This window comes from Sphingomonas trueperi (genome assembly GCF_040545665.1).
Classification (GTDB): Bacteria; Pseudomonadota; Alphaproteobacteria; order Sphingomonadales; family Sphingomonadaceae; genus Sphingomonas; species Sphingomonas trueperi_B.
On record NZ_JBEPMH010000001.1, the window covers coordinates 545,380 to 565,628 of the forward strand.

Annotated in this window: 20 protein-coding genes; 7 read left to right on the forward strand and 13 right to left on the reverse strand. The window is 69.2% G+C overall.

Translation table 11 applies throughout. The features are described from left to right. Positions 1–5 precede the first annotated feature (5 nt). A complete protein-coding gene (locus ABIC65_RS02475; protein ID WP_354306592.1) occupies positions 6–2,315 on the reverse strand; it encodes an ATP-dependent helicase in 2,310 nt (769 codons plus the stop codon). A 130-nt stretch (positions 2,316–2,445) separates the two neighbouring features. Between ABIC65_RS02475 and ABIC65_RS02480 the strand changes: the two genes are divergently transcribed. The 4 genes from ABIC65_RS02480 (at position 2,446) to ABIC65_RS02495 (ending at position 6,731) form a co-directional block, all read left to right on the forward strand. Beyond that, on the forward strand, positions 2,446–4,029 hold the full coding sequence (locus ABIC65_RS02480; RefSeq protein ID WP_354306593.1) for a putative bifunctional diguanylate cyclase/phosphodiesterase: 1,584 nt from the start codon (positions 2,446–2,448) through the stop codon (positions 4,027–4,029). Continuing rightward, on the forward strand, positions 4,026–4,724 hold the full coding sequence (locus ABIC65_RS02485; protein WP_354306594.1) for a hypothetical protein: 699 nt from the start codon (positions 4,026–4,028) through the stop codon (positions 4,722–4,724). The genes ABIC65_RS02480 and ABIC65_RS02485 overlap by 4 nt, the downstream gene beginning before the upstream one ends. Before the next feature lie 108 nt (positions 4,725–4,832). Continuing rightward, positions 4,833–5,024 (forward strand): hypothetical protein, encoded by a 192-nt coding sequence (locus tag ABIC65_RS02490; RefSeq protein WP_121077287.1) that lies wholly within the window; start codon positions 4,833–4,835, stop codon positions 5,022–5,024. Positions 5,025–5,087: 63 nt separating this feature from the next. Further along, on the forward strand, positions 5,088–6,731 hold the full coding sequence (locus tag ABIC65_RS02495; RefSeq protein ID WP_354306595.1) for an inorganic phosphate transporter: 1,644 nt from the start codon (positions 5,088–5,090) through the stop codon (positions 6,729–6,731). Positions 6,732–6,768: 37 nt separating this feature from the next. On the opposite strand, the gene ABIC65_RS02500 is transcribed toward ABIC65_RS02495, so the two are convergent. Next, positions 6,769–6,942, reverse strand: coding sequence for a hypothetical protein (locus ABIC65_RS02500; protein ID WP_294254423.1), 174 nt, complete (start codon positions 6,940–6,942; stop codon positions 6,769–6,771). Positions 6,943–7,067: 125 nt separating this feature from the next. Here ABIC65_RS02500 and ABIC65_RS02505 point away from each other — a divergent pair, with 125 nt between their 5' ends. Further along, complete coding sequence (locus ABIC65_RS02505; RefSeq protein WP_354306596.1) at positions 7,068–8,330, forward strand: MFS transporter; 1,263 nt, start codon at positions 7,068–7,070, stop codon at positions 8,328–8,330. Here the strand turns inward: ABIC65_RS02505 and ABIC65_RS02510 are convergent. The 3 genes from ABIC65_RS02510 to ABIC65_RS02520 are packed head-to-tail and all read right to left on the reverse strand — an operon-like array spanning position 8,327 to position 11,063. Further along, positions 8,327–8,956: a GNAT family N-acetyltransferase gene (locus ABIC65_RS02510; protein WP_354306597.1), complete on the reverse strand. Its 630-nt coding sequence runs from the start codon at positions 8,954–8,956 to the stop codon at positions 8,327–8,329. The genes ABIC65_RS02505 and ABIC65_RS02510 overlap by 4 nt on opposite strands. 14 nt (positions 8,957–8,970) lie before the next feature. Then, positions 8,971–9,510 (reverse strand): 16S rRNA (guanine(966)-N(2))-methyltransferase RsmD, encoded by a 540-nt coding sequence (gene rsmD / locus ABIC65_RS02515; RefSeq protein WP_121077279.1) that lies wholly within the window; start codon positions 9,508–9,510, stop codon positions 8,971–8,973. Next, complete coding sequence (locus tag ABIC65_RS02520) at positions 9,510–11,063, reverse strand: pseudouridine synthase (protein ID WP_354306598.1); 1,554 nt, start codon at positions 11,061–11,063, stop codon at positions 9,510–9,512. The genes rsmD and ABIC65_RS02520 overlap by 1 nt, the downstream gene beginning before the upstream one ends. A gap of 109 nt (positions 11,064–11,172) precedes the next feature. On the opposite strand from ABIC65_RS02520, the gene ABIC65_RS02525 reads away from it, so the two are divergent. Next, positions 11,173–11,604 carry a response regulator gene (locus tag ABIC65_RS02525; protein WP_354306599.1) on the forward strand — a complete coding sequence of 144 codons (432 nt, stop codon included), beginning with the start codon at positions 11,173–11,175 and terminating at the stop codon, positions 11,602–11,604. Positions 11,605–11,610: 6 nt separating this feature from the next. Here the strand turns inward: ABIC65_RS02525 and ABIC65_RS02530 are convergent, their stop codons facing one another. Both ABIC65_RS02530 and ABIC65_RS02535 read right to left on the reverse strand, forming a co-directional pair. Continuing rightward, a complete protein-coding gene (locus ABIC65_RS02530; RefSeq protein WP_354306600.1) occupies positions 11,611–11,742 on the reverse strand; it encodes a hypothetical protein in 132 nt (43 codons plus the stop codon). Between the two features lie 27 nt (positions 11,743–11,769). Further along, positions 11,770–12,963, reverse strand: a complete 1,194-nt coding sequence (locus ABIC65_RS02535) for an aromatic ring-hydroxylating oxygenase subunit alpha (protein WP_354306601.1) — start codon at positions 12,961–12,963, stop codon at positions 11,770–11,772. Between the two features lie 502 nt (positions 12,964–13,465). On the opposite strand from ABIC65_RS02535, the gene ABIC65_RS02540 reads away from it, so the two are divergent. Continuing rightward, positions 13,466–14,746 (forward strand): MFS transporter, encoded by a 1,281-nt coding sequence (locus ABIC65_RS02540; protein WP_232318580.1) that lies wholly within the window; start codon positions 13,466–13,468, stop codon positions 14,744–14,746. A 4-nt stretch (positions 14,747–14,750) separates the two neighbouring features. Here ABIC65_RS02540 and ABIC65_RS02545 read toward each other — a convergent pair whose 3' ends face one another. The 6 genes from ABIC65_RS02545 to ABIC65_RS02570 all read right to left on the reverse strand — a co-directional run bounded on the left by ABIC65_RS02545 (position 14,751) and on the right by ABIC65_RS02570 (position 20,240). Then, positions 14,751–15,182, reverse strand: a complete 432-nt coding sequence (locus ABIC65_RS02545; protein WP_354306602.1) for a hypothetical protein — start codon at positions 15,180–15,182, stop codon at positions 14,751–14,753. Positions 15,183–15,259: 77 nt separating this feature from the next. After that, positions 15,260–16,576, reverse strand: coding sequence for a bifunctional folylpolyglutamate synthase/dihydrofolate synthase (locus tag ABIC65_RS02550; protein ID WP_354306603.1), 1,317 nt, complete (start codon positions 16,574–16,576; stop codon positions 15,260–15,262). A 133-nt stretch (positions 16,577–16,709) separates the two neighbouring features. Continuing rightward, a complete protein-coding gene (gene accD / locus ABIC65_RS02555) occupies positions 16,710–17,570 on the reverse strand; it encodes an acetyl-CoA carboxylase, carboxyltransferase subunit beta (RefSeq protein WP_354306604.1) in 861 nt (286 codons plus the stop codon). Next, on the reverse strand, positions 17,567–18,379 hold the full coding sequence (gene trpA / locus ABIC65_RS02560; protein ID WP_354306605.1) for a tryptophan synthase subunit alpha: 813 nt from the start codon (positions 18,377–18,379) through the stop codon (positions 17,567–17,569). Before trpA ends, accD begins: the two co-directional genes overlap by 4 nt. Continuing rightward, positions 18,376–19,605 carry a tryptophan synthase subunit beta gene (gene trpB, locus ABIC65_RS02565; protein WP_354306606.1) on the reverse strand — a complete coding sequence of 410 codons (1,230 nt, stop codon included), beginning with the start codon at positions 19,603–19,605 and terminating at the stop codon, positions 18,376–18,378. Before trpB ends, trpA begins: the two co-directional genes overlap by 4 nt. Beyond that, positions 19,602–20,240, reverse strand: a complete 639-nt coding sequence (locus ABIC65_RS02570) for a phosphoribosylanthranilate isomerase (protein ID WP_354306607.1) — start codon at positions 20,238–20,240, stop codon at positions 19,602–19,604. The genes trpB and ABIC65_RS02570 overlap by 4 nt, the downstream gene beginning before the upstream one ends. Positions 20,241–20,249 lie beyond the last annotated feature (9 nt).

The window sequence follows — 20,249 nt, forward strand, 5'->3', positions numbered from 1 at the left end:
GCCGGTCAGTCGGGTACGCTGACGAAGCTGTCCATCACCCGCTTGCGCCCGGCCTGCTCGAAATCGATCTCGAGCTTGTTGCCCTCGATTTCGGCGATGGTGCCATAGCCGAACTTCTGGTGGAACACGCGCATGCCGAGCGCCAGGTCGCCGCGCGGCTTGGCGCCGAAACTGACGGCGGAAGCACGGCTTTCCAGCACGCGTGGCTGGTCGCGGGTGAAAGTACGGGTGCTGAAGCTGCCGCCCGGGTTCTTGGGATCGACCCCCGCCGCACGCTGCCAGCCAGGACCCCGGCCCGCGCCGCGCGCGACATCGGCGAAGGGATCGCTCCGCTCGCTCCAGTTCGCGCGCCACAGGCTCTCGCCGCCAGTCATCGTGCTTTCCGACTCGACATGTTCGGGCGGCAGCTCGCCGACGAAGCGGCTCGGCAGACTCGAGGTCCATTGTCCATAGATGCGGCGGTTGGCCGCATGGAGGATGATCGCCCGTCGCCGCGCCCGGGTGATCGCGACATAGGCGAGCCGGCGCTCCTCCTCGAGGCTTGCCAGCCCGCCCTCGTCGAGCGCGCGCTGCGAGGGGAACAGCCCTTCCTCCCAGCCGGCGAGGAACACGGTGTCGAACTCCAGCCCCTTGGCGGCGTGGATGGTCATGATCGTGACCTTGGGCTCCTCGGCCGAGGCCTCGTTGTCCATGACCAGGCTGACATGTTCGAGGAAGGCCGAGAGGCTCTCATATTCCTCCATCGCGCGGACGAGTTCGTTGAGGTTCTCCAGCCGCCCCGCCGCCTCGGCAGTGCGGTCGGCCTGCCACATCGCGGTATAGCCGCTCTCGTCGAGGATGATGCGGGCGAGATCCGGATGCTGGAGGTCGTCGCCCATGCTCCGCCAGCGCGCCATGTCACCGATCAAATTGCCGAGCGAGCGCCGTGCCTGCGGGGTCAGCTCGTCGGTGTCGAGGATGCGCGCCGCCGCGGTGGTCAGCGGCAGCCCCTGCGCGCGGGCATATTGGTGGACCTTGGCCAGCGCCTTGTCGCCGAGCCCGCGCTTGGGCACGTTGACGATGCGCTCGAAGGCGAGGTCGTCGGCCGGCTGCGCGACTACCCGCAGATAGGCGAGCGCATCGCGGATTTCCTGGCGTTCGTAGAAGCGGAAGCCGCCGATGATCCGATAGGGCAGGCCGATCGCGATGAACCGGTCTTCGAACTCGCGCGTCTGGTGCTGCGCGCGGACCAGGATCGCGGTCGCGTCGAGGCTGAGCCCGCCGCGCTGCAGCCCCTCGATCTCCTCGCCGACGCGGCGGGCTTCCTCGGGCCCGTCCCACACGCCGAGCACCTTCACCTTCTCGCCGACGTCCATTTCGGTCCACAGCGTCTTGCCGAGGCGCCCGCCATTGTTGGCGATCACGCCCGAGGCAGCGCCAAGGATGTGCGGGGTGGAGCGGTAATTCTGCTCCAACTTGATCACAACGGCACCGGGGAAGTCCTTCTCGAACTTCAGGATATTTTCCACCTGTGCGCCGCGCCAGCTGTAGATCGACTGGTCGTCGTCGCCCACGCAGCAAATGTTCTTGCGCTCCTGCGCGAGCAGCCGCAGCCAAAGATACTGGACCGAGTTGGTATCCTGATACTCGTCCACCATGAGGTAGCGAAATCGCTTCTGATACTGCTCCAGCACTTCACGATTGGTCTTAAGAATCGTGAGCATATGGAGGAGGAGGTCGCCGAAATCGCAGGCATTGAGCAGCCGCAGCCGCTCCTGGTACTGGGCGTAGAGCGACTGGCCGCGGCCGTTGGCATAGCTCTCGGACTCGCCGGCATCGAGATCGGCGGGGATCATGCCGCGGTTCTTCCAGCCGTCGATCAGCCCGGCCAGCTGGCGCGCCGGCCAGCGCTTCTCGTCGAGATCGTTGGCGACGATCAGCTGCTTCAGCAGGCGCAGCTGGTCGTCGGTATCGAGGATGGTGAAGTTGCTCTGCAATCCCACCAGCTCGGCGTGGCGGCGGAGCATCTTGGCGCCGATCGCGTGGAAGGTACCGAGCCAGGGCATGCCCTCCACCGCTTCGCCGACCAGCCGGCCGACGCGCTCGCGCATCTCGCGCGCCGCCTTGTTGGTGAAGGTGACCGCCAGGATTTCGGACGGATAGGCCTTTCGCGTCCACAGCAGGTGCGCCAGCCGCGCGGTGAGCGCCGCGGTCTTGCCGGTGCCCGCGCCGGCCAGCACCAGCACCGGGCCCTCGGTGGTCAGCACGGCCTCGCGCTGGGGTTCGTTCAGGCCCTGGAGATAGGGGGCGTCCTGGGGGGAAGGGGCAAGCGACATCGTGAACAACTAGGGAACGTCGGCGACGGGGGCAAGCACCCGCCGCGCCATCAACCTCCGTATCGCTACGGAAGCGGCGCTTTTCGTAACTGCTCTACAATGAAACAGGCCCCCCGGCCACGGAGAAAACATGCGCCGTCGGTCGCACAAGAAAACCCGCCACCACGTCATCCGGCCGATTGAGGCCGTGGTGATGCTGGGTGCCGCGGCCTTGTCAGCGGCCGTATTCGACAAGACCGACATGTTCGAGCGACTGCTCGCCTTCATGGAGGCGCATGAGGCATGGCAGCTCGACGAGCTTTTCGTCACGTTCACCCTATGCGGCATCGGCTTCATCGTGCTCGCCATACGCCGCGCGAGCGACCTCGCCCGCGAGATCGAGCAGCGCGAGGCCGCCGAGGCGCGCGCCAACCAGCTTGCCCGGCACGACCCCCTGACCGGCCTCGCAAATCGTCGGGTGCTGCAGGACGAGCTGCCCGTGCTGATCGAGCGCGCGGCCGACGACGGCACGCAGTGCAGCCTGTTCTGCATCGACCTCGATCACTTCAAGCCGGTCAACGACGTGCATGGCCACGAGACCGGTGATGCGGTGCTGGCGCAGGTCGCCGAGCGGCTCGCCAAGCTGGCGCGGGGCGGCCTGCTCGCGCGCGTGGGCGGCGACGAGTTCGTGCTGGCGCTGGTCCATGGCGACGGCAGCGATACCGCCAAACGGCTGGCAACGCGGATCATCCGCGGGCTCAGCGCGCCCTACCAGGTCGGCGATCGCCGGATCGAGATCGGCGCCACGATCGGCATCGCGCGCAGCCCGAACGACGCGGTCCAGGCCGACGAGCTGCTCCGCGCCGCCGATGTCGCGATGTACGAGGCCAAGCGGGCGGGGCGGGGCACCTGCCGCTTCTTCCAGACCGAGATGGACTCGCGGCTGCGCGCCCGCGCCGCACTCGAGGCCGATCTGCGCGGCGCGATCGAGCGTGGGGAGGTGCTGCCCTATTACCAGCCGGTGATGGCGCTCGCCGACGGCCGGGTGGTCGGGTACGAGGCACTTGCCCGCTGGCAGCATCCGGAGCGCGGGATGATCGCGCCGGACGAATTCATCCCGATCGCCGAGGATCTCGGCCTGATCGACATGCTCTCGGTGCGGATCCTCCACCAGGCGTGCATCGCCGCGCGCGACTGGCCGCCCGATGCGACGCTGTCGATCAACATCTCGCCGATCCAGCTCAAGGACCCCTGGCTGTCAGCCCGGCTGCTCGCGGTGCTCAGCGAGACCGGGTTCGCGCCGGGGCGGCTGATCGTCGAGGTGACCGAGAATGCGATCATCGAGGATATCGATGCGGTAAGCGAGCTTTTCCGCTCTCTCCAGCGCACCGGGATCCGGGTGGCGCTTGACGATTTCGGCAAGGGCTATTCCAGCCTGTCGCACCTGCGCCAGCTGCGCTTCAACCACCTGAAGATCGACAGCTCGTTCGTCCGCACGATGGACTCGGCGGAGAGCCGCAAGATCGTGCGCGCGGTGGCGGGGCTGGGGCGCGCGCTCGGCATGCCGGTCACCGCCGAGGGGGTAGAGACCCCGGCCGCGGCCGAAGCGCTGCGCGAGATGGGCTGCGAGCAGGCGCAGGGCTTTTTCTACGGTCGCCCCAAGCCGGTCGCCGATCCGGCACCACGCGCTGCCGAGGCACGCGGTGAAGAACCTACCGAGGTGGATCGCGCATGATGCGCGTTTGGGCCGCAGCCATCGCCGCGCTAGCCGTGCCGCTCGCCGCGCATGCCCAAAGCGGGCCCGAGCAGATCGAGCAGCTCGAGCCCGAGGCTGGCGAATGGCAGCTGCAATATTCCGGCGCCTATGGCGGTGCCGACAGCCATGAGCTCGAGATCGGCCGCGGTGTCGGCGGCCACTGGGCGCTGGGCGTGGGCGCCGAGGTCGAGGCGGTGGACGGCCATCTCGAACTGGATGCGTTCTCCGCGGTCGCGCTGGTCCGGCTGGTCGAGCCCGAGGACCGGCCGGTCGGGATGGGGCTGATGGGGCAGGTCTCGGTCGATCGCGCGGGGCGCTATGCCGGTGCCGAGCTGCGCGGCATTGCCGAGTCCCGCAGCGCGCGCTGGTGGCTCCAGGCCAATGTCATGCTCCGCCACCGCCGCGAGGATGGCGAGGCGGGCACCAACCTCGCCTATGTCGCCTCGGTCCAGCGGGGGCCTGCCCCGTTCTGGTACGGGATCGAGGTGTCCGGACGCGCGGCGCGGCTGGGCGGCGACGACGATGCGGCACCCGCCGGCCAGCATTATGTCGGCCCGAGCGTGACCTATCGCAGCGACCTCTCCGGGCTGGAACTCGGCCTGGCGTGGATGGCGCGGGTGGCCGGCAACGGGGCGCCGTCGGGCCCGCGGGTGTTCGCCCAGCTCGACTTCTGACCAGCGCCCGGCGGCGCTTACCGTTGCAACCCGAAATCGGTAGCAGCGTGTCGCAGGGTGGATTGCCCTAGCGCAATGCGCCGCCTATGGGCGGCGCCAGATTAACCCATGGCAAACTGGTTTTCCTCTCGCCGGACCAAGGTCCGGCTCGCGGCGGTGCTGACGCTCGCCATCGTTGCAGCGGTGGTCGCATGGCGCGCCCCGCAGAAGCGCGATCCCGGATGCGTGTCCGGGCGCCAGGAGGAGCGGGATCAAAGCGGCAAGGTGGTGCGTATCCGGCACACCGAATGCCTGCGTTGAACCCGGTATCCTCCCAGCTTTGTCATCACCCCGTCACATGCCATCCGCAAAGGCGCTAACATCATGGCGACGCTAGCAATGGACCAGGCTCCGTCGGCAGAATTGCCGCGAAGTCCCCGATTCACCGATAAAACCCACCCCATAGCCAAGCTCCTCTTCGTCGCCATCCTGGTGGGCGGCCTGGCCTTTGCCGGGTGGAGCATCGTCGTCGACACGCGCGAGGCGGGCGAGCAGCTGGCACTTGGCGTGTTCGCGTTCCTGGGTCTCGCGCTGGTGATCGCGCTGGGGTTCGAATTCGTCAACGGCTTCCACGACACCGCCAATGCGGTGGCGACGGTGATCTACACCAACTCGATGCCGGCCCAGCTGGCGGTGATCTGGTCGGGTTTCTTCAATTTCCTCGGCGTGATGACGTCGAGCGGCGCGGTCGCCTATGCGATCGTCACCCTGCTGCCGGTGGACCTGATCCTCAACGTCGGCTCGGTCGGTGGTTTCGCGATGATCTTCGCGCTGCTGCTCGCCGCGGTGCTGTGGAACCTCGCGACCTGGTATGTCGGCCTGCCCAATTCTTCCAGCCATGCGCTGATCGGATCGGTGCTGGGCGTCGGCTTCGCCAATCAGCTGATCCTCAGCGGCTCGCGCGGCGGCACCGCCGGCGTCGACTGGAGCCAGGCGACCAAGGTATTCTCGGCGCTGTTCTGGAGCCCGCTTATGGGCTTCGCCTGCGCGCTGCTGCTGATCGTCGTGATGCGCGTCGCGCTTTCCAAGCGGAAGACGCTGTTCCGGGCACCCGAAGGCGATGCGCCGCCGCCGCACGGCATCCGCGCGCTGCTGATCGGCACCTGCACCGCGGTCTCATTCTTCCACGGATCGAACGACGGCCAGAAGGGCATGGGGCTGATCATGCTGATCCTGATCGGTTGCGCGCCCACCGCCTATGCGCTCAACCGCACGCTGCCGACGAGCGCCACCGCGGCCTTCGTCCAGACCTCGCACGCGGCCACGGCCGTGTTCGACGCCCGCAGCGGCAGCGCGACGCTGACGCCGGCCCAGGCGCGCACGACCCTCACCGATGCGCTGCAGCACCGCAAGGCCGAGGGAACGAAGGTCTATGCCGCGCTCGAGGCGTTGTCCCAGTCGCTGACCGAGCAGGTCGCCAGCTATGGCTCGCTGAGCAAGGTGCCGGCGCGCGCGAGCTCGAACATCCGCAACGACATGTATCTCGTGCTGGACACCAGCAAGCTCGCGACCAAGAAGCCCGAGGGCTTTAAGCCGGAAGAGCTGAAGGCGCTGAAGGCCTATCAGGACGGACTGGAGAGCGGCACGCGCTTCATTCCGCTGTGGGTGAAGATCGTCGTCGCGCTGGCGCTGGGCCTGGGCACGATGATCGGCTGGAAGCGGATCGTCGTCACCGTCGGCGAGAAGATCGGCAAGCAGCACATGACCTATGGCATGGGCGCCGCCGCCGAGATCGTCGCCGCCGCGACGATCATGGGGGCCGATCATCTCGGCGTGCCGGTTTCGACCACGCACATCCTGTCGTCGGGCGTGGCCGGTGCGTCGGTCGGCAGCGGCGCGGGCCTGCAGGCGCGGACGATCCGCAACATGGCGCTGGCCTGGCTGATGACGCTGCCCGCGGCGATGCTGCTCTCCGGCGGGCTCTACTGGCTGATGCTCACCGGCATCCGCCTCTTCGGCATCCACTGATCGGAAGGGCGGGACTAGGGTCCCGCCCTTTCTCGCATCAGCCGCGCAGCAGATCGTGTGCGGCGAGGTGCAGGCTGGCCCGCACGCCGCTGGTATCGGCGCGGAGATCCGCCTTCACATGATCGACGGGGTTGTAGGCGGCGACCAGCACGCCCGCGAGCAGGCTGAACACGGCCGCATAGACCAGACGCTTGATGGGCGATTCGCGCATATCCGACTCCCTATTTCCGGTGCAACGCGTGCAGGGGTTCGATACCGTACCGAAACTGTCCCCCCGCTGAACGCGGCTTGACCCGCGCGACGACTGGCCCGAGGGATGCGGCCGGAGGATCGCACATGGCCCATGCCGCCACGCCCGCCTCCCACCGCCGCATCCTGTTCGCGAGCCTGGTGGGGACGTCGGTAGAGTTCTACGATTTCTATATCTACGCGACGGCGACGGCGCTGGTGTTCGGCCCGCTGTTCTTCCCCGCGCAGGAGCCGTGGCTGCAACAGGTCGCGGCCTATGCAAGCTTCAGCGTCGCCTTCTTCGCGCGGCCGCTGGGCGGGCTGGTGTTCGGCCATTTCGGCGACCGGCTCGGGCGCAAGTCGACCCTGGTCGCCTCGCTGATGCTGATGGGCGCCTCGACCGTGCTGATCGGCTGCCTGCCCGGCCACGCCATGATCGGCTGGGTGGCGCCGCTGCTGCTCTGCCTGCTCCGCTTCGGCCAGGGGCTGGGGCTGGGCGGCGAATGGGGCGGGGCGAGCCTGTTGGCGGTGGAATATGCGCCCAAGGGGTGGGCCTATCGCTATGGCAGCTTTCCGCCGCTCGGTGCGCCGGTGGGGTTCATCGCGGCCAACGGCCTGTTCCTGCTGCTCGGCGCGTTCCTCACCGACGACGCATTCCGCGACTGGGGCTGGCGCCTGCCGTTCCTGGCAAGCGCCGCGCTGGTCGGCCTCGGCCTGTGGGTCCGCCTGCGCATTGCCGAAACGCCGGCCTTCGTCGAGGCGGCCGAGCATGCGCCGCCACCGCAGGTGCCGCTGGGCGTGCTGCTCCGCAACCATCTCGGCGCGACGCTGGCGGGGACGCTGGGCACCGTCGCCTGCTTCGCCTTGTTCTACGTCGCCACGCTGTTCGCGATCGGCTTCGGCACCAAGACGCTCGGTTATCCGCGCGCGGCGTTCCTCGGCGCCGAGTTGGCCGCGATCCTGTTCATGGCACTGGGCATCGGCGTCGCCGGCTGGCTGGCCGACAAGCGCGGCGCGACGCTCGTGCTGGCGCTGGGCTGCGTCGCGATGGTGCCGCTGGGACTGGCGATGCCGGTGCTGCTGGTGCCGGGCTCGCTGCTCGCGGTTTTCGTCTGGCTCGCCGCCGGGCTGTTCGTGATGGGCTTCGTCTACGGGCCCTTGGGCGGCTGGCTGCCGAGCCTGTTCCCGGCGCAGGTGCGCTACACCGGCGTTTCGGTGACCTTCAACCTGGGCGGCATCCTCGGCGGCGGGCTCACCCCGCTGATCGCGCAGACGCTCGTCGAGCGCGGCGGGATCGGCACGGTCGGCTGGTATCTGGCCGGGGCCGCCGGGCTCAGCCTGATCGGGCTGCTGCTGACGCGCCGCCGCTAGGCAGCACGCTCAGCCGTGGCATAGGGCGAGAGCACTCGCCAGCCGAGGCGCTGGTAGAGGCATCGTCCTTCTTCGGTTGCCACGAGCAGTTCAGGGACGTCGTGGCGCGTGCGCATCGCTCGCAGCGCTGCCATCACGCCTGCGCCCAATCCTCGCCGCCGATGGGCCGGCGCGGTGACGATCCGATCGAAGACGAGCGCTTCGCTGGTCTCCGCTGCGTAACCCGAGGCGGCCGAGGTGCCGTCCTCGCCGAGGATAGCGACATGGCAGACCGGCCCCACTAGCAACGTCTCGCACCGATAGCCTGCCGGAAGCGATCGCGACCCGGGCCAGCTTCCGGCCTGCATGAAGAAGGCGGGCGGGTGGACTTGCCAGCCATCGGGCAGCAGCCGGCGCAGCGCCTCGTCATCCCCGCACAATTTGATCAGCCGCCCCGGCTGATCGACTTCGCAGGCCAGCGCGGAGAGGTCCGGGTGCGACGCGGCGAAGACCCAGCGACAATATTCGCTGTCGGAACGGGTATCGACTCGGTAGCCGCCCCGATCCGCCACCGGTGCCGGGAGGCCGCGGGCGAGCGACCTGCCGGCCAACCAGGCGTGGAGCAGCGCAGGCGAGATAGCCTCCATGCCCCGCTCCGAGATTATTCCGGGCGAAGCAGGGTCAGCTTTGCCTTGCCGTACACGCGGTCGGCATCGACCACGAAGCCGGCAAGCTCGACATCCTCGGTCTTGCCGGTCTCGATGCTGATCCAGGTGCCGGGGCCGGTCCAGCCGAGCCGAGCCAGCTTGTCGAGCGCGACGATGCCAGCGCCGGTGCCATAGGGCGGGTCCATCAGGATCAGGTCGAGTGGCGCGCGGGCGGGGCCCAGCGCCATCACCGAACCCGGGCGGACATCGGTGCCCTTGGCGCCGAGCTTGGCGATATTGGCCTTGAGCGCGTCCAGCGCCGCACGATCCTGCTCGACGAACAGGCACGAGGCGGCGCCGCGCGACAGGGCCTCCAGCCCGAGCGCGCCCGAACCCGCGAAGAAGTCACCGACGGCCAGTTCCTCGAAGCTGCCGAGCCGCGAGGCGAGCATCGAGAACAGCGCCTCGCGGGTGCGATCGGCGGTGGGGCGGGTGGTGTCGCCCTTGGGCGCGGCGAGCGGGCGGCCGCGCCAGTCTCCAGCGATGATCCGCATCAGCCGCGCCCCCGCGGCGGACGGCCGGGGCCGCCGGGTCGCTGCGGACGATCGCCACCGCCGCCGCCGGGTCGCGGCGTGCGCGGACGCTCGGACGTGGTGCTACCGCCGGGACGCGGCGTGCGGGGACCACGCGGGCGCTCGCCCTCGTCCTCGCCAAAGCGCGACGGGCGCGGCGTACGATTGCGGTCGGTCGCGTTGCCGCGCTGCTGTGCTTGCCGCGGGCCACGGGGCCGCTCGGCCTCGTCGCCACCAAAGCGGGAGGGTCGCGGCGCACGGTTGCGATCGGCAGACCCGCCATCCGGCCGGGCAGCACGCGGACCGCGCGGACGATCGCCATCGGCACCGCCAAAGCGCGACGGGCCGGTGTTGCGGCCGCGGTCTCCGGTCTCGCTACCGCGGGACCAACTGCGCTCGCCATCCCGCGGCGTGCGGACGCGCTCGGCGCCCTGTTCGCCGCGGGCGTCGCGGCGGCCGCGGGGCCGGTCGACCAGATCGCCGGCGCGCGGCTCGCGGGTGTCGCGGAAGGACTTGGCGCGGGCGGCGCGAGCGGGCTTGCCGATCCCGCCCTCCGCCCCCTCGCGGACGCCGAGCCGGCCGCCGGTCCGCGGCCGCTCCTCGCCGTCTTTCGGCTTGGCCTTGGGCGTGGCGCGGGCGGTGAACACCGGGCCCTTGGCCACCGGCACCGGCTTGGCGATGCGCCGACGGCCTTCGGGCTCGACCTTGGCAGGCTTTTCCACCTGCTCGATCGCGCGCTGGCGGGTGGCGAACTGCAGGTTCGACGCCGCCTTGCCGCCGCCGGCCTTGCCCAGCACGGTGCGGAAGGTGATCAGATCGGCCTGGCGGATCTCGTCGACGTCGCCGGCAGGCAGGTCGTTCAGGTAGAAGGGGCCGTAGCGCGTGCGGATCAGCCGGCTGACCTGCAGGCCCAGAAACTCCAGCACGTTGCGGACTTCGCGGTTCTTGCCTTCGGTCAGCGTCATCTCGATCCAGAGATTGGCGCCGGTCCGCCGCTCGATATTGGCATTGATCGGGCCGTAGCGCACGCCCTCGATCTCGATGCCGAGCATCAGATCCTCGAGCTGCTCCTGGCTCACCTGGCCATAGGCGCGGGCACGATAGGTGCGCTCGACGCCGCTCGCGGGCAGCTCCATCTCGCGCTTCAACTCGCCGTCCGTGGTGAGCAGCAGCAGACCCTCGGTGTTCAGGTCGAGTCGGCCGACGGGCATCACCCGGGGCAAGCCCTCGGGCATGCGATCATAGATGGTCGGGCGGCCGGTGAAGTCGCGCTCGGCGGTGAGCAGGCCGGCGGCCTTGTGGTAGCGGAACAGGCGCGCAGGCGTCGCCGCGGCGACGGGATTGCCGTCGACGGTGACGCCGTGGAGCGAGGTGAGGATGGTCGCGGGGGTATCGAGCGTCATGCCGTTGAGGGCGATGCGCCCCTCGGCGATCATCCGCTCGATCTCGCGCCGCGAGGCGATGCCGGCACGGGCGAGGAGCTTGGCGATACGCTGCGGCGTACCGGCGGTTTTGATAGGCTTGGAGTCAGACACCGCAGCGCTATAGCGATTTCGGCGGGGCTGGCAAAAATATATACGGTGCCACTTTGTGACTCGCGCGTTACGGGCTGTGCCAAGCGGTTGATTCGGGGGCCCAACGGGGATGTTGTTCGGAAGGAAGAAGCGGCGGATCGAACATCTGCTCGTCGTCGAGGACGAGCCGCTGGTGGCGTTCGATACCGAGCATCTCCTCCGCGAGTCGGGCTTCACCATCGTCGCGACGGTCGACTCGGTGGCGGATGCGACCCGGATCGTCGATTCGCACGAGGTGCTCGACATGGTGCTGGCGGACATCAACCTGGCGGACGGCAGCGGGATCGAGGTGGCGCGCGCTGCCTTTGCGCGCGGCATTCCGGTGCTGTTCGTGACCGGCGGGTGCCCGGCGGATGCGCGGGCGCTCGCGGCGGGGTGTCTCGCCAAGCCCTATGCGCAGCGCGATCTGGTGCTGGCGATCGATGCGATCGAGGCGGTGCTGGAAGGCGGCAAGATACCGCGCCGCCTGCCCAGCAGTTTCAACCTGTTCCTGGGCGGCTGACGCCGATCAGTGGACGAACAGCGTCACGACCACTCCGGCCCAGGCGAAAACCGAGGCGAGCACCGCCAGCTTCGCGACCATTTCCTGCGGCGAGGCCTGGTTGGCGGCGGTAGCGGCGCGGGTGCGGGTACGGGACATGGCGAACTCCTTTGTACGACGCCGGCGTTATAGCACCCTTTCCTGAACAGAAGCCTGACCGGAGGGGCGAGTCGCACCGTTGACGGGCATGTTGTCGCACGAAACCCACGCATCGACCGCATCGTGGAAAACGCGGACCCCCTGTTCGAGGCGTCCGAGCGTCACCTGCTCAATCGCGCCCGCGGCGAGCCCCTCTTGGGCCAGCGCACATGCCCGGAAATCCTCCGACGCGAATACGCCGCCATCGAGAAGCTGCCAGCTCCGCTCCCAATGGTCGCGCGCCTTGTCGGTGGCGGGGGCTTCGGGGATCAGCATGAAGTCCTCGACCCAGACCTCGTCGACCGCGCGCGGCATCAGCACCATAAGATTGATGTAATCGGGGCTGACGGCGAGCACCGCGCCGGGAAACATCTGGTAGGTATAGGTGATCGCGCCGCGCAGCGTCGTCCAGTCCTCCGACTCGAGCGCGGCGATGCTGGCGGCACGGCCGACGGCGGAGCGCTGGTGCGGACCGATGCGATCGGCCGCGGAGATGCCGTCCTGGAAGAAGGGCGCGATGCTGTCGGCGTGGAGGCGCTGGATGTGGTAGCTCTCTAGGAATGCGTCCATCACCAGCTTCCAGTTGGCGGGGATGCGGTGGGTGCGCCGGCGGAAGCAATGCTGGCCGGCGAGGTCGAACGCGGCGAAATCGTTCGCCAGTGTGTCGGCATGGGTGAAATCCGCGCCCTCGTCGAAGGCGAACCAGATCAGCCCGCCGGCTTCGTGCGTCGGCAGGCGGCGCAGCCCGAACGCGGCCTTGTCGAGGCCGGGGAACGCCTCGGCGCGGGGCACGCCGGCGAGGCGACCGTCGAGCGTGTAGCTCCAGGCATGGTAGGGACACACCAGGCGGGGGGCGGCCACGGCCTCGCACCCTTCCACCAGCCGCGTGCCGCGGTGCCGGCAGACGTTGAGGAAGACATGCGCCTCGCCGTGTTTGTCGCGGGTGATCAGCAGCGGCTTGCCGAAGCCCTCATGCGGCACCGCCATGCCGGGTTCCGGCAGTAGTGCCGAGGGCGCGAGGACGAGGGGTGCGCGATCGAAGATGCGCGCGCGCTCGGCGGCGAAGCGTTCAGGCGAGGTGTACACGCTTGCGTCGACGTGGCTGATCGGGCCCGCACCCGCGTCGCCGCCCTGCGCCAGCATCGCCGCCAGCGCGCGCTGGCCCTGCGTCGGTGCGTTCATGGCTATCCTCTCCCGAATTTTCGGCTAGTTTCGCGCCTCCATGCCGAACCAACAAGCCCCCATCGCGGCGAGCGACCGCGCCAGCACCTTCTATGTCCTTGCCCAGGCGGCGCTCGTCGCCGGCCTCGCGCTGCTGGCGGTGCCCTGGGCACGCGTCGCTGGTGCGGCGGTGCCGGGCTATGGCTTCGCCGCGGGCTGGAGTGATGGCGTCGCCAAGCTCGCGCCGTCGATGACCTTCCTGCTCGGCCTGCTCGCGCTGGGCGCAACGCTGGTGCTGAGCATCGCCTGGCGCCGTCGGGGCGGGGCGAGCCTGCTCGTCGCTGGGAGCATCGTCGGGGCGGCGCTGCTGGCGCTCGCGGTGCTGTTCACGCTGTTCTCGCCGCCCAAGTCGCTGGCGGGTGCGGTGCTGTCGCTCGACTGGGGCGGCGGCGCAGCGCTTGCAGCGCTGATCGCGGCATTCCTCCTCGCGCGGAGAGCGGCACCGGCGGATTGGCGCGCGGACCTGCCGGATGGCGTGCGGCCCTATTTCGCCAAGGGGCCGCTCGCCTCGTTCGCGCTCGGCGTCTCGTCGGGCTTCCCCTTCGCGATGATCGGGGCGACGCTCACCACGCGGCTCGCCCAGACCGGCATCGACAAGTCGACCGTCACCGCCTTCACGCTCGCCATCCTGGTCTACAACTTCAAGTTCCTCTGGGCATGGATCGTAGACAGCGTGCCGATCCCGATCCTGGGGCGACTGGGCCAGCGTGTCTCGTGGCTGATCGTGGCGGGCGTGTTGGTCGTCGCGGCGACGATCAACCTCGCGCTGGTCGTGCCGGACCCGGCGAATATCTGGCCCACCGTTACCGCCGCCGTGCTGATGGGCGCGGCGGGGGCGACCTATGACATCGTCATTGACGGCTATCGGATCGAGGTCCTCCAACCACACGAGCTCGGCTATGGTTCGGGCATGTCGCAATATGGCTGGCGGATCGGCTCGGTCGCAGCCGGCGCGATCGCGCTGGTCGTGGCGGGGCAGGTGGGCTGGACCGCGGGCTATGCTGCCTGTGCGGTGTTCGCGCTGCCGGCCATTCTCACGGGCCTGATCGTCGGCGAGCCCGAGCGCCACCGCGCGCCGGCCGAGCGTCGCAGCATCGCGACGGTGGCAAAAGGCATCTGGGGGCCCTTCGTCCAGTTCTTCGCCCGCGAAGGCGCCCTGATCGTGCTCCTGTTCATCCTGGTCCACAAGATCGGCGACACGCTCGCCAACCTGACCTTCCGGCTGTTGTTCAACGATCTCGGATTCTCGAACGACGAGATCGCCTTCTACGACGTGTCGCTGGGCTTCTTCGCCTATATGCTCGGCATCTTCCTGGGCGGCGTGCTCTATGCGCGGATGGGGATGAAGCGATCGGTGATGCTCAGCCTGATCCTGATGGCGGTCTCCAACCTCAGCTTCGCAGCGCTCGCCGCGGCCGGGCATTCGAACATCGGCATGGCGGGCGCGATCGGATTCGAGAATATCGCCAGCGGCATCGGCGGGGTGACGGTGATCGCCTATTTCTCCGCGCTCACCGACCTGCGCTTCACCGCCGCGCAATATGCGCTGATCTCGGCGGGGGCGAGCATCGTCGGCCGGTTCATCACCGGCACGACGGCGGGCAGCCTGATCGAGGCGATGGGCTATGTGAACTTCTACCTGTTCACCACCGTGATCGCGCTGCCGGGCGTCGCGCTCTACTGGTGGATGATGCGCAGCGGGCTGGTCGACCGCTCGATCGGCAGCGCGGGCCAGGAGCGCTAGGCGCTCAGGGCTCCAGCGGCAGCGCGAGGTCGGCGAAGCTCTGCGCCAGCGCGTGCGCGGTGGGCAGCAAGCCGGTCGCGTCGCGCACGCCGATCAGGTCGGCTAGCAGCAGCGCCGCTGCCTGCGGATTGGTGCGGACCTTGCCCAGCGCATTGACCAGCGCCGCTTCGGACGCGGTCATGCGCGGGCAGCACCAGGGGGCGATCTGCACCGGGCCGGTCGCCATGGCGGACATCTCGTGCATCAGCGTGCGCAGCAGCATCAGCGGGCGGCGGAAACCCTTGCCGAACGCGACCAGAAAGGCGTGCGCGGTGCTCGCGTCGTGCAAGCCCTGCGATCCCGTCTGGCGGACGCCGAACAGCAGCAGCCGCACGCCCGGATCCTCGGGCTGGAGCTGGGGCAGGGCGGTGACGAGGGTCTGGACGGACGGCTGCATGTGATTCTCCGATGGGCGTCGGAGCAATCATCGCATTCTGTTATTAATAGTCAATCGCAATAAGGCGGGTCGCAGCGTCAGTCGGTCAATTCGCCGTTCGCCTCCAGCACGACGCCGGCCAGATAAAGCGAGCCGAGGATGAGCACCGCGCTCGGGCCGCCGCCTTCGACGCGTTTGGCGGTAATGCGGAGTGCGTCCGCCACGTTCTCGGCAGTGCCGGTCATGGGCACGCCAAGCCGCGCGACCAGCGCCGCAAGCTCGGCGGGGTCGTGATGGGCATGGCCGGGAATAGGCACGGTGGTGACGCTGGCCAACCGGGCGGCAAGCGGGGCGATCAGCCCCTCCGGATCCTTGTTGGCGAGCATGCCGAGCACGAGGTGGCACGGGCGGTCGGCAGCGACCTCCGCGACCGTTCCCGCAATTGCAGCACCCGCGGCGGCGTTGTGGCCGCCATCGAGCCAAACCGGTGTCCCGGCCGGGAGCAGCGCGGCGAGCGGACCATTGCCCAGCCGCTGCATCCGCGCCGGCCACCGGGCGCTGGTCGCCGCAGCGGCGAGCGCGGTGGCGGGGATGGCAAGCGCGTCCTGGTGTCGCAGCATCGCGATGGCGAGCGCGAGATTGCCCGGCTGATGCGGGCCCGACAGAGTCGGCAGCGGCGTTTCAACCGTGCCTTTCGAGTCGCGATAGATGAGCTGGTCGCCCTCCAGCGCATAGTCCCAGGCCGTGCCTTGCGCGAGCACCGGCACCCCGGCGGCTGCGACCACCGCCGCGATCTCGGGATCGTAGCGCATCGTCACGAGCGGCACGCCGGGCTTGGCGATGCCGGCCTTTTCGCGGGCGATCTGCGGCAGCGTGTCGCCGAGGAAGGCCTGATGGTCGATGCCGAGCTGAGCGATGCCGGTGGCGATCGGCGCGGGGACGATGTTGGTGGCGTCCAGCCGCCCGCCAAGGCCGACTTCGATCACGCAGGCGTCGGCGGGCGTGCGGGCGAAGGCGAGGAAGGCGGCCGCCGTCGTCACCTCGAAGAAACTCGCGCCGATGTCGCCGCCGGCGTCGAGCACCTCGGCGAGCAGCGGGGCGAGCGTGGCGTCGTCGATCAGCGTGCCGGCGAGGCGGATGCGCTCGTTGAAGCGGACGAGGTGCGGGCTGGAATAGACATGGACGCGCAGGCCCGCGGCTTCGAGCGCCGCGCGGAGGAAGGCGCAGGTCGAGCCCTTGCCGTTGGTCCCGGCGACATGCAGCACCGGCGGCAGGCGGAGATGCGGGTTGCCGACGCGCTCCAGCAGCCGGGCGATGCGCTCCAGGCCGAGGATGTCGGCGCCGGGGGAGAGCAGGGTCAGCCGGTCGAGCTGGGCCTGAACGGCGGGATCGGTGGAGCGAGCGAAGTCAGGCATGGCGCTTTTGAATCAAGCCCCTCCTCCTTGGAGGAGGGGTTGGGGGTGGAGGGATGCCAGAACGTTGGTTGGTCTCGGTGAGACACTGCCCCACCCCAACCCCTCCCCTGAAGGGGAGGGGCTTAAGGAGGGCTCACGCCGCGGCGCGCGCCTCGCACAGCAGGCCAATCAGCTGGCCGAGCGTGTCGCGCAGCTCCTTGCGGTGCGTGACCATGTCGACGAGACCATGATCGCGATAATATTCGCTGGTCTGGAAATCGTCGGGCAGCTTCTCGCGGATCGTGTTCTCGATCACGCGGCGGCCGGTAAAGGCGAGCGTGGCGCCCGGCTCGGCGATCTGGACATCGCCCAGCATCGCATAGGCCGCCATCACGCCGCCCGAGGTCGGATCGGTCAGCACGACGATATAGGGCAGGCCCGCATCGTGGAGCATCTCGATCGCCACGGTGGTGCGGGGCATCTGCATCAGGCTGAGAATGCCCTCCTGCATGCGCGCGCCGCCCGAGGCGGTGAAGACGATATAGGGCGCCCGCGCGGCGATCGCGGTCTCGACGCCCGCGATGAACGCCTCGCCCACCGCCTGGCCCATCGATCCGCCCATGAAGGCGAAGTCCTGCACGCCGATCACTGCCTTGTGGCCGTGGATCGTGCCGCTGGCATTCTGGAACGCGTCCTGCTCGCCGGTGCTCGCCCGCGCCGCCTTGATCCGCGCCGTATAGGGCTTGGAATCGCGGAACTTCAGCGGGTCCTCGGCGACCTTGGGGCTCGGCAGCAGCTTGTAGACGCCCTCGTCGAACAGCTGCTCGAACCGCTTGGTCGCGCCGATGCGATCGTGGAAATCGCAATGCGGGCAGACGTTCTGGTTCTCCTCGAACTCCTTCATGAAGACCATCTGTCCGCATCCCTTGCACTTGTGCCAGAGATTGTCGGGGCTCTCCTCGCCACGGGTGGTGACATAGGCGAGCGCGTTGCGGACGCGCGTAATCCAGCTCATGCGACTTCCTTGCGTGCGGCGACAAGCGCCGTCTTCAGCGTATCGATATAGGCGCGAACGGGCTCCGCCGCATCCGCGCCGTGACGGCCGACCAGCTCGACGATCGCGCTGCCCACGACCACGCCGTCGGCAACGCGGCCGATGGCGGCGGCCTGTTCGGGGGTGCGGACGCCGAAGCCCACCGCGATCGGCAGGTCGGTGGCGGCCTTGAGGCGGGCGACCGCCGCCTCGATCGAGGCCGTGGCAGCCTGTTGCAGCCCGGTAATCCCGGCGACCGAGACATAATAGAGGAACCCGGAGGCACCCTGCAGCACCGCGGGCAGGCGGGCGGCGTCGGTGGTCGGCGTGGCGAGGCGGACATTGCCGATCCCGGCAGCGCGCAGCGCTTCGCCGAGGCTGTCGTCTTCCTCCGCGGGAATGTCGACGCAGATCACGCCGTCCACCCCGGCACTGTGCGCGGCCGTGGCGAACCATTCCGGCCCGCGGCGCGTCATCGGGTTGGCATAGCCCATCAGCACCAGCGGCACCTCCGGATGGCGCGCGCGGAACGCGGTGGCGATCGCGAGCACATCCGCCGTGGTGGTGCCGGCGGCGAGGCTGCGCAGGTTCGCGGCCTGGATCGCCGGGCCGTCGGCCATCGGATCGGTGAACGGCATGCCGAGCTCGATCACATCGGCCCCACCCGCGACCAACGCGTCGAGGATCGCGGCGGTAGCACCGGGCGTCGGGTCGCCGGCGGTGACGAAGGTCACCAGCGCGGCGCGGCCCTGGTCGGCGGCGCGGGCAAAGGCGTTGGCGAGACGGGTCACATCTTCACTCCCAGCGCATCGGCGACGGTGAAGATGTCCTTGTCACCGCGACCGCAGAGGTTGGCGAGGATCACCTTGTCGCGCGGCATCGTGCGGGCGACCTTGGCCACCGCCGCGATCGCGTGGCTCGGCTCGAGCGCGGGGATGATACCCTCGGTGCGGCAGAGCAGCTGGAAGGCATCGAGCGCCTCGGTGTCGGTTACCGCCGTGTACTCGACGCGGCCGATGTCGCGCAGCCAGGCGTGTTCCGGCCCGATCCCCGGATAGTCGAGCCCCGCCGAGATCGAGTGCGCCTCGGTGATCTGGCCGTCCTCGTCCTGCAGCAGATAGGTGCGGTTGCCGTGGAGGATGCCCGGTGACCCGCCCGCGAGGCTGGCGGCATGGCGCTTCTCCAGCCCTTCGCCCGCCGCCTCGACGCCGAGCATCTGCACCTCGGCATCGTCGAGGAACGGGTGGAACAGCCCGATCGCGTTCGAGCCGCCGCCGATCGCGGCGACCAGCAGGTCGGGCAGCTTGCCGGTGCGCTTGAGCATTTGCTCGCGTGCCTCGCGGCCGATCACCGACTGGAAGTCGCGGACCAGCTCCGGATAGGGGTGCGGGCCGGCGGCGGTACCGATGATGTAGAAGGTGTCCTCCACATTGGCGACCCAGTCGCGCAGGCCCTCGTTCATCGCGTCCTTGAGCGTCGCCGCGCCGCTGGTGACCGGCACCACTTCGGCGCCGAGCAGCTTCATGCGGAACACGTTGGGCTGCTGCCGGGCAACATCGGTCGCGCCCATATAGATCACGCAGGGCAGGCCGAAGCGCGCGCAGACGGTGGCGGTCGCCACGCCGTGCTGGCCGGCGCCGGTCTCGGCGATGATCCGCGTCTTGCCCATGCGGCGGGCCAGCAGGATCTGGCCGATGCAATTGTTGATCTTGTGCGCGCCGGTATGGTTGAGTTCGTCGCGCTTGAACCAGATCTCGGCGCCCATGCCCTCGGGCGCGTTCTCGCGCAGCGCCTCGGTCAGCCGCTCGGCATAATAAAGCGGGCTGGGGCGGCCGACATAATGTTCGAGCAGGTCGTCGAACTCGGCCTGGAAGGCGGGATCGGCCTTGGCGGCGGTGTATTCGCGCTCCAGGTCGAGAACCAGCGGCATCAGCGTCTCGGCGACGAAGCGTCCGCCGAACTGGCCGAAATGCCCGCGGTCGTCGGGCTGGGCGCGGAAGGAGTTTGGTGCGGTCATGATCGGGCCACGGCTTTAAGGAAAGCGGCGATCTTGTCCACATCCTTGATGCCCGGCGCGGCCTCGATGCCCGAAGAGACATCCACCAGCCCCGCGCCGGTGACGCGGATCGCCTCGGCCACATTGCCCGCGTCCAGCCCGCCGGAGAGAATCCAGGGCAGGGGATGGGCGAAGCCGTCGAGCAGGGTCCAGTCGAAGCGCAGTCCGGTGCCGCCGGGGACCTTCGCGCCTTCGGCGGCCTTTGCGTCGTAGAGCAGCCGATCGGCGGCACCGCGGAAGCCGGCGGCGGGGACGAGATCGGCGCGGGTCTTCACCGCCAGCGCCGCCCAGGTCTCGAGGCGCGTGCGCGCCTTCACGGCGGCGGTGCGCTCCGGCGTGACCTTGTGGAGCTGGATCACATCCAGCCGGCCGGCGGCGATGGCGGCATCGAGCAGCGCGTCGTCGGGATCGACGAACACGCCGACGCGCCGGACCTGGTCCGGCACGCGCGCGGCGAGTCCCTGTGCCTTGTCGAAACTGAGATGGCGCGGGCTCGGCGGGAAGAAGACGAAGCCGATATGGCTCGCCCCACCGGACACGGCGGCGTCGAGCGTCTTGGGCGTGGACAGGCCACAGATTTTCGCGGTTGCGGGCATGGTCCGCCT

What these genes read in the sequence shown, in the direction of transcription:
- ABIC65_RS02500 (WP_294254423.1), bottom strand. Translation starts at nt 6,942, where the DNA reads ATGCGCGAATCGCCCATCAAGCGTCTGGTCTATGCGGCCGTGTTCAGC.
- trpB (WP_354306606.1), bottom strand. Translation starts at nt 19,605, where the DNA reads ATGACCGCACCAAACTCCTTCCGCGCCCAGCCCGACGACCGCGGGCAT.
- ABIC65_RS02570 (WP_354306607.1), bottom strand. Translation starts at nt 20,240, where the DNA reads ATGCCCGCAACCGCGAAAATCTGTGGCCTGTCCACGCCCAAGACGCTC.
- accD (WP_354306604.1), bottom strand. Translation starts at nt 17,570, where the DNA reads ATGAGCTGGATTACGCGCGTCCGCAACGCGCTCGCCTATGTCACCACC.
- rsmD (WP_121077279.1), bottom strand. Translation starts at nt 9,510, where the DNA reads ATGCGGATCATCGCTGGAGACTGGCGCGGCCGCCCGCTCGCCGCGCCC.
- ABIC65_RS02490 (WP_121077287.1), top strand. Translation starts at nt 4,833, where the DNA reads ATGGCAAACTGGTTTTCCTCTCGCCGGACCAAGGTCCGGCTCGCGGCG.
- ABIC65_RS02550 (WP_354306603.1), bottom strand. Translation starts at nt 16,576, where the DNA reads ATGCCTGACTTCGCTCGCTCCACCGATCCCGCCGTTCAGGCCCAGCTC.
- ABIC65_RS02485 (WP_354306594.1), top strand. Translation starts at nt 4,026, where the DNA reads ATGATGCGCGTTTGGGCCGCAGCCATCGCCGCGCTAGCCGTGCCGCTC.
- ABIC65_RS02530 (WP_354306600.1), bottom strand. Translation starts at nt 11,742, where the DNA reads ATGTCCCGTACCCGCACCCGCGCCGCTACCGCCGCCAACCAGGCCTCG.
- ABIC65_RS02510 (WP_354306597.1), bottom strand. Translation starts at nt 8,956, where the DNA reads ATGGAGGCTATCTCGCCTGCGCTGCTCCACGCCTGGTTGGCCGGCAGG.
- ABIC65_RS02505 (WP_354306596.1), top strand. Translation starts at nt 7,068, where the DNA reads ATGGCCCATGCCGCCACGCCCGCCTCCCACCGCCGCATCCTGTTCGCG.
- ABIC65_RS02495 (WP_354306595.1), top strand. Translation starts at nt 5,088, where the DNA reads ATGGCGACGCTAGCAATGGACCAGGCTCCGTCGGCAGAATTGCCGCGA.
- ABIC65_RS02545 (WP_354306602.1), bottom strand. Translation starts at nt 15,182, where the DNA reads ATGCAGCCGTCCGTCCAGACCCTCGTCACCGCCCTGCCCCAGCTCCAG.
- ABIC65_RS02475 (WP_354306592.1), bottom strand. Translation starts at nt 2,315, where the DNA reads ATGTCGCTTGCCCCTTCCCCCCAGGACGCCCCCTATCTCCAGGGCCTG.
- ABIC65_RS02525 (WP_354306599.1), top strand. Translation starts at nt 11,173, where the DNA reads ATGTTGTTCGGAAGGAAGAAGCGGCGGATCGAACATCTGCTCGTCGTC.
- ABIC65_RS02480 (WP_354306593.1), top strand. Translation starts at nt 2,446, where the DNA reads ATGCGCCGTCGGTCGCACAAGAAAACCCGCCACCACGTCATCCGGCCG.
- ABIC65_RS02535 (WP_354306601.1), bottom strand. Translation starts at nt 12,963, where the DNA reads ATGAACGCACCGACGCAGGGCCAGCGCGCGCTGGCGGCGATGCTGGCG.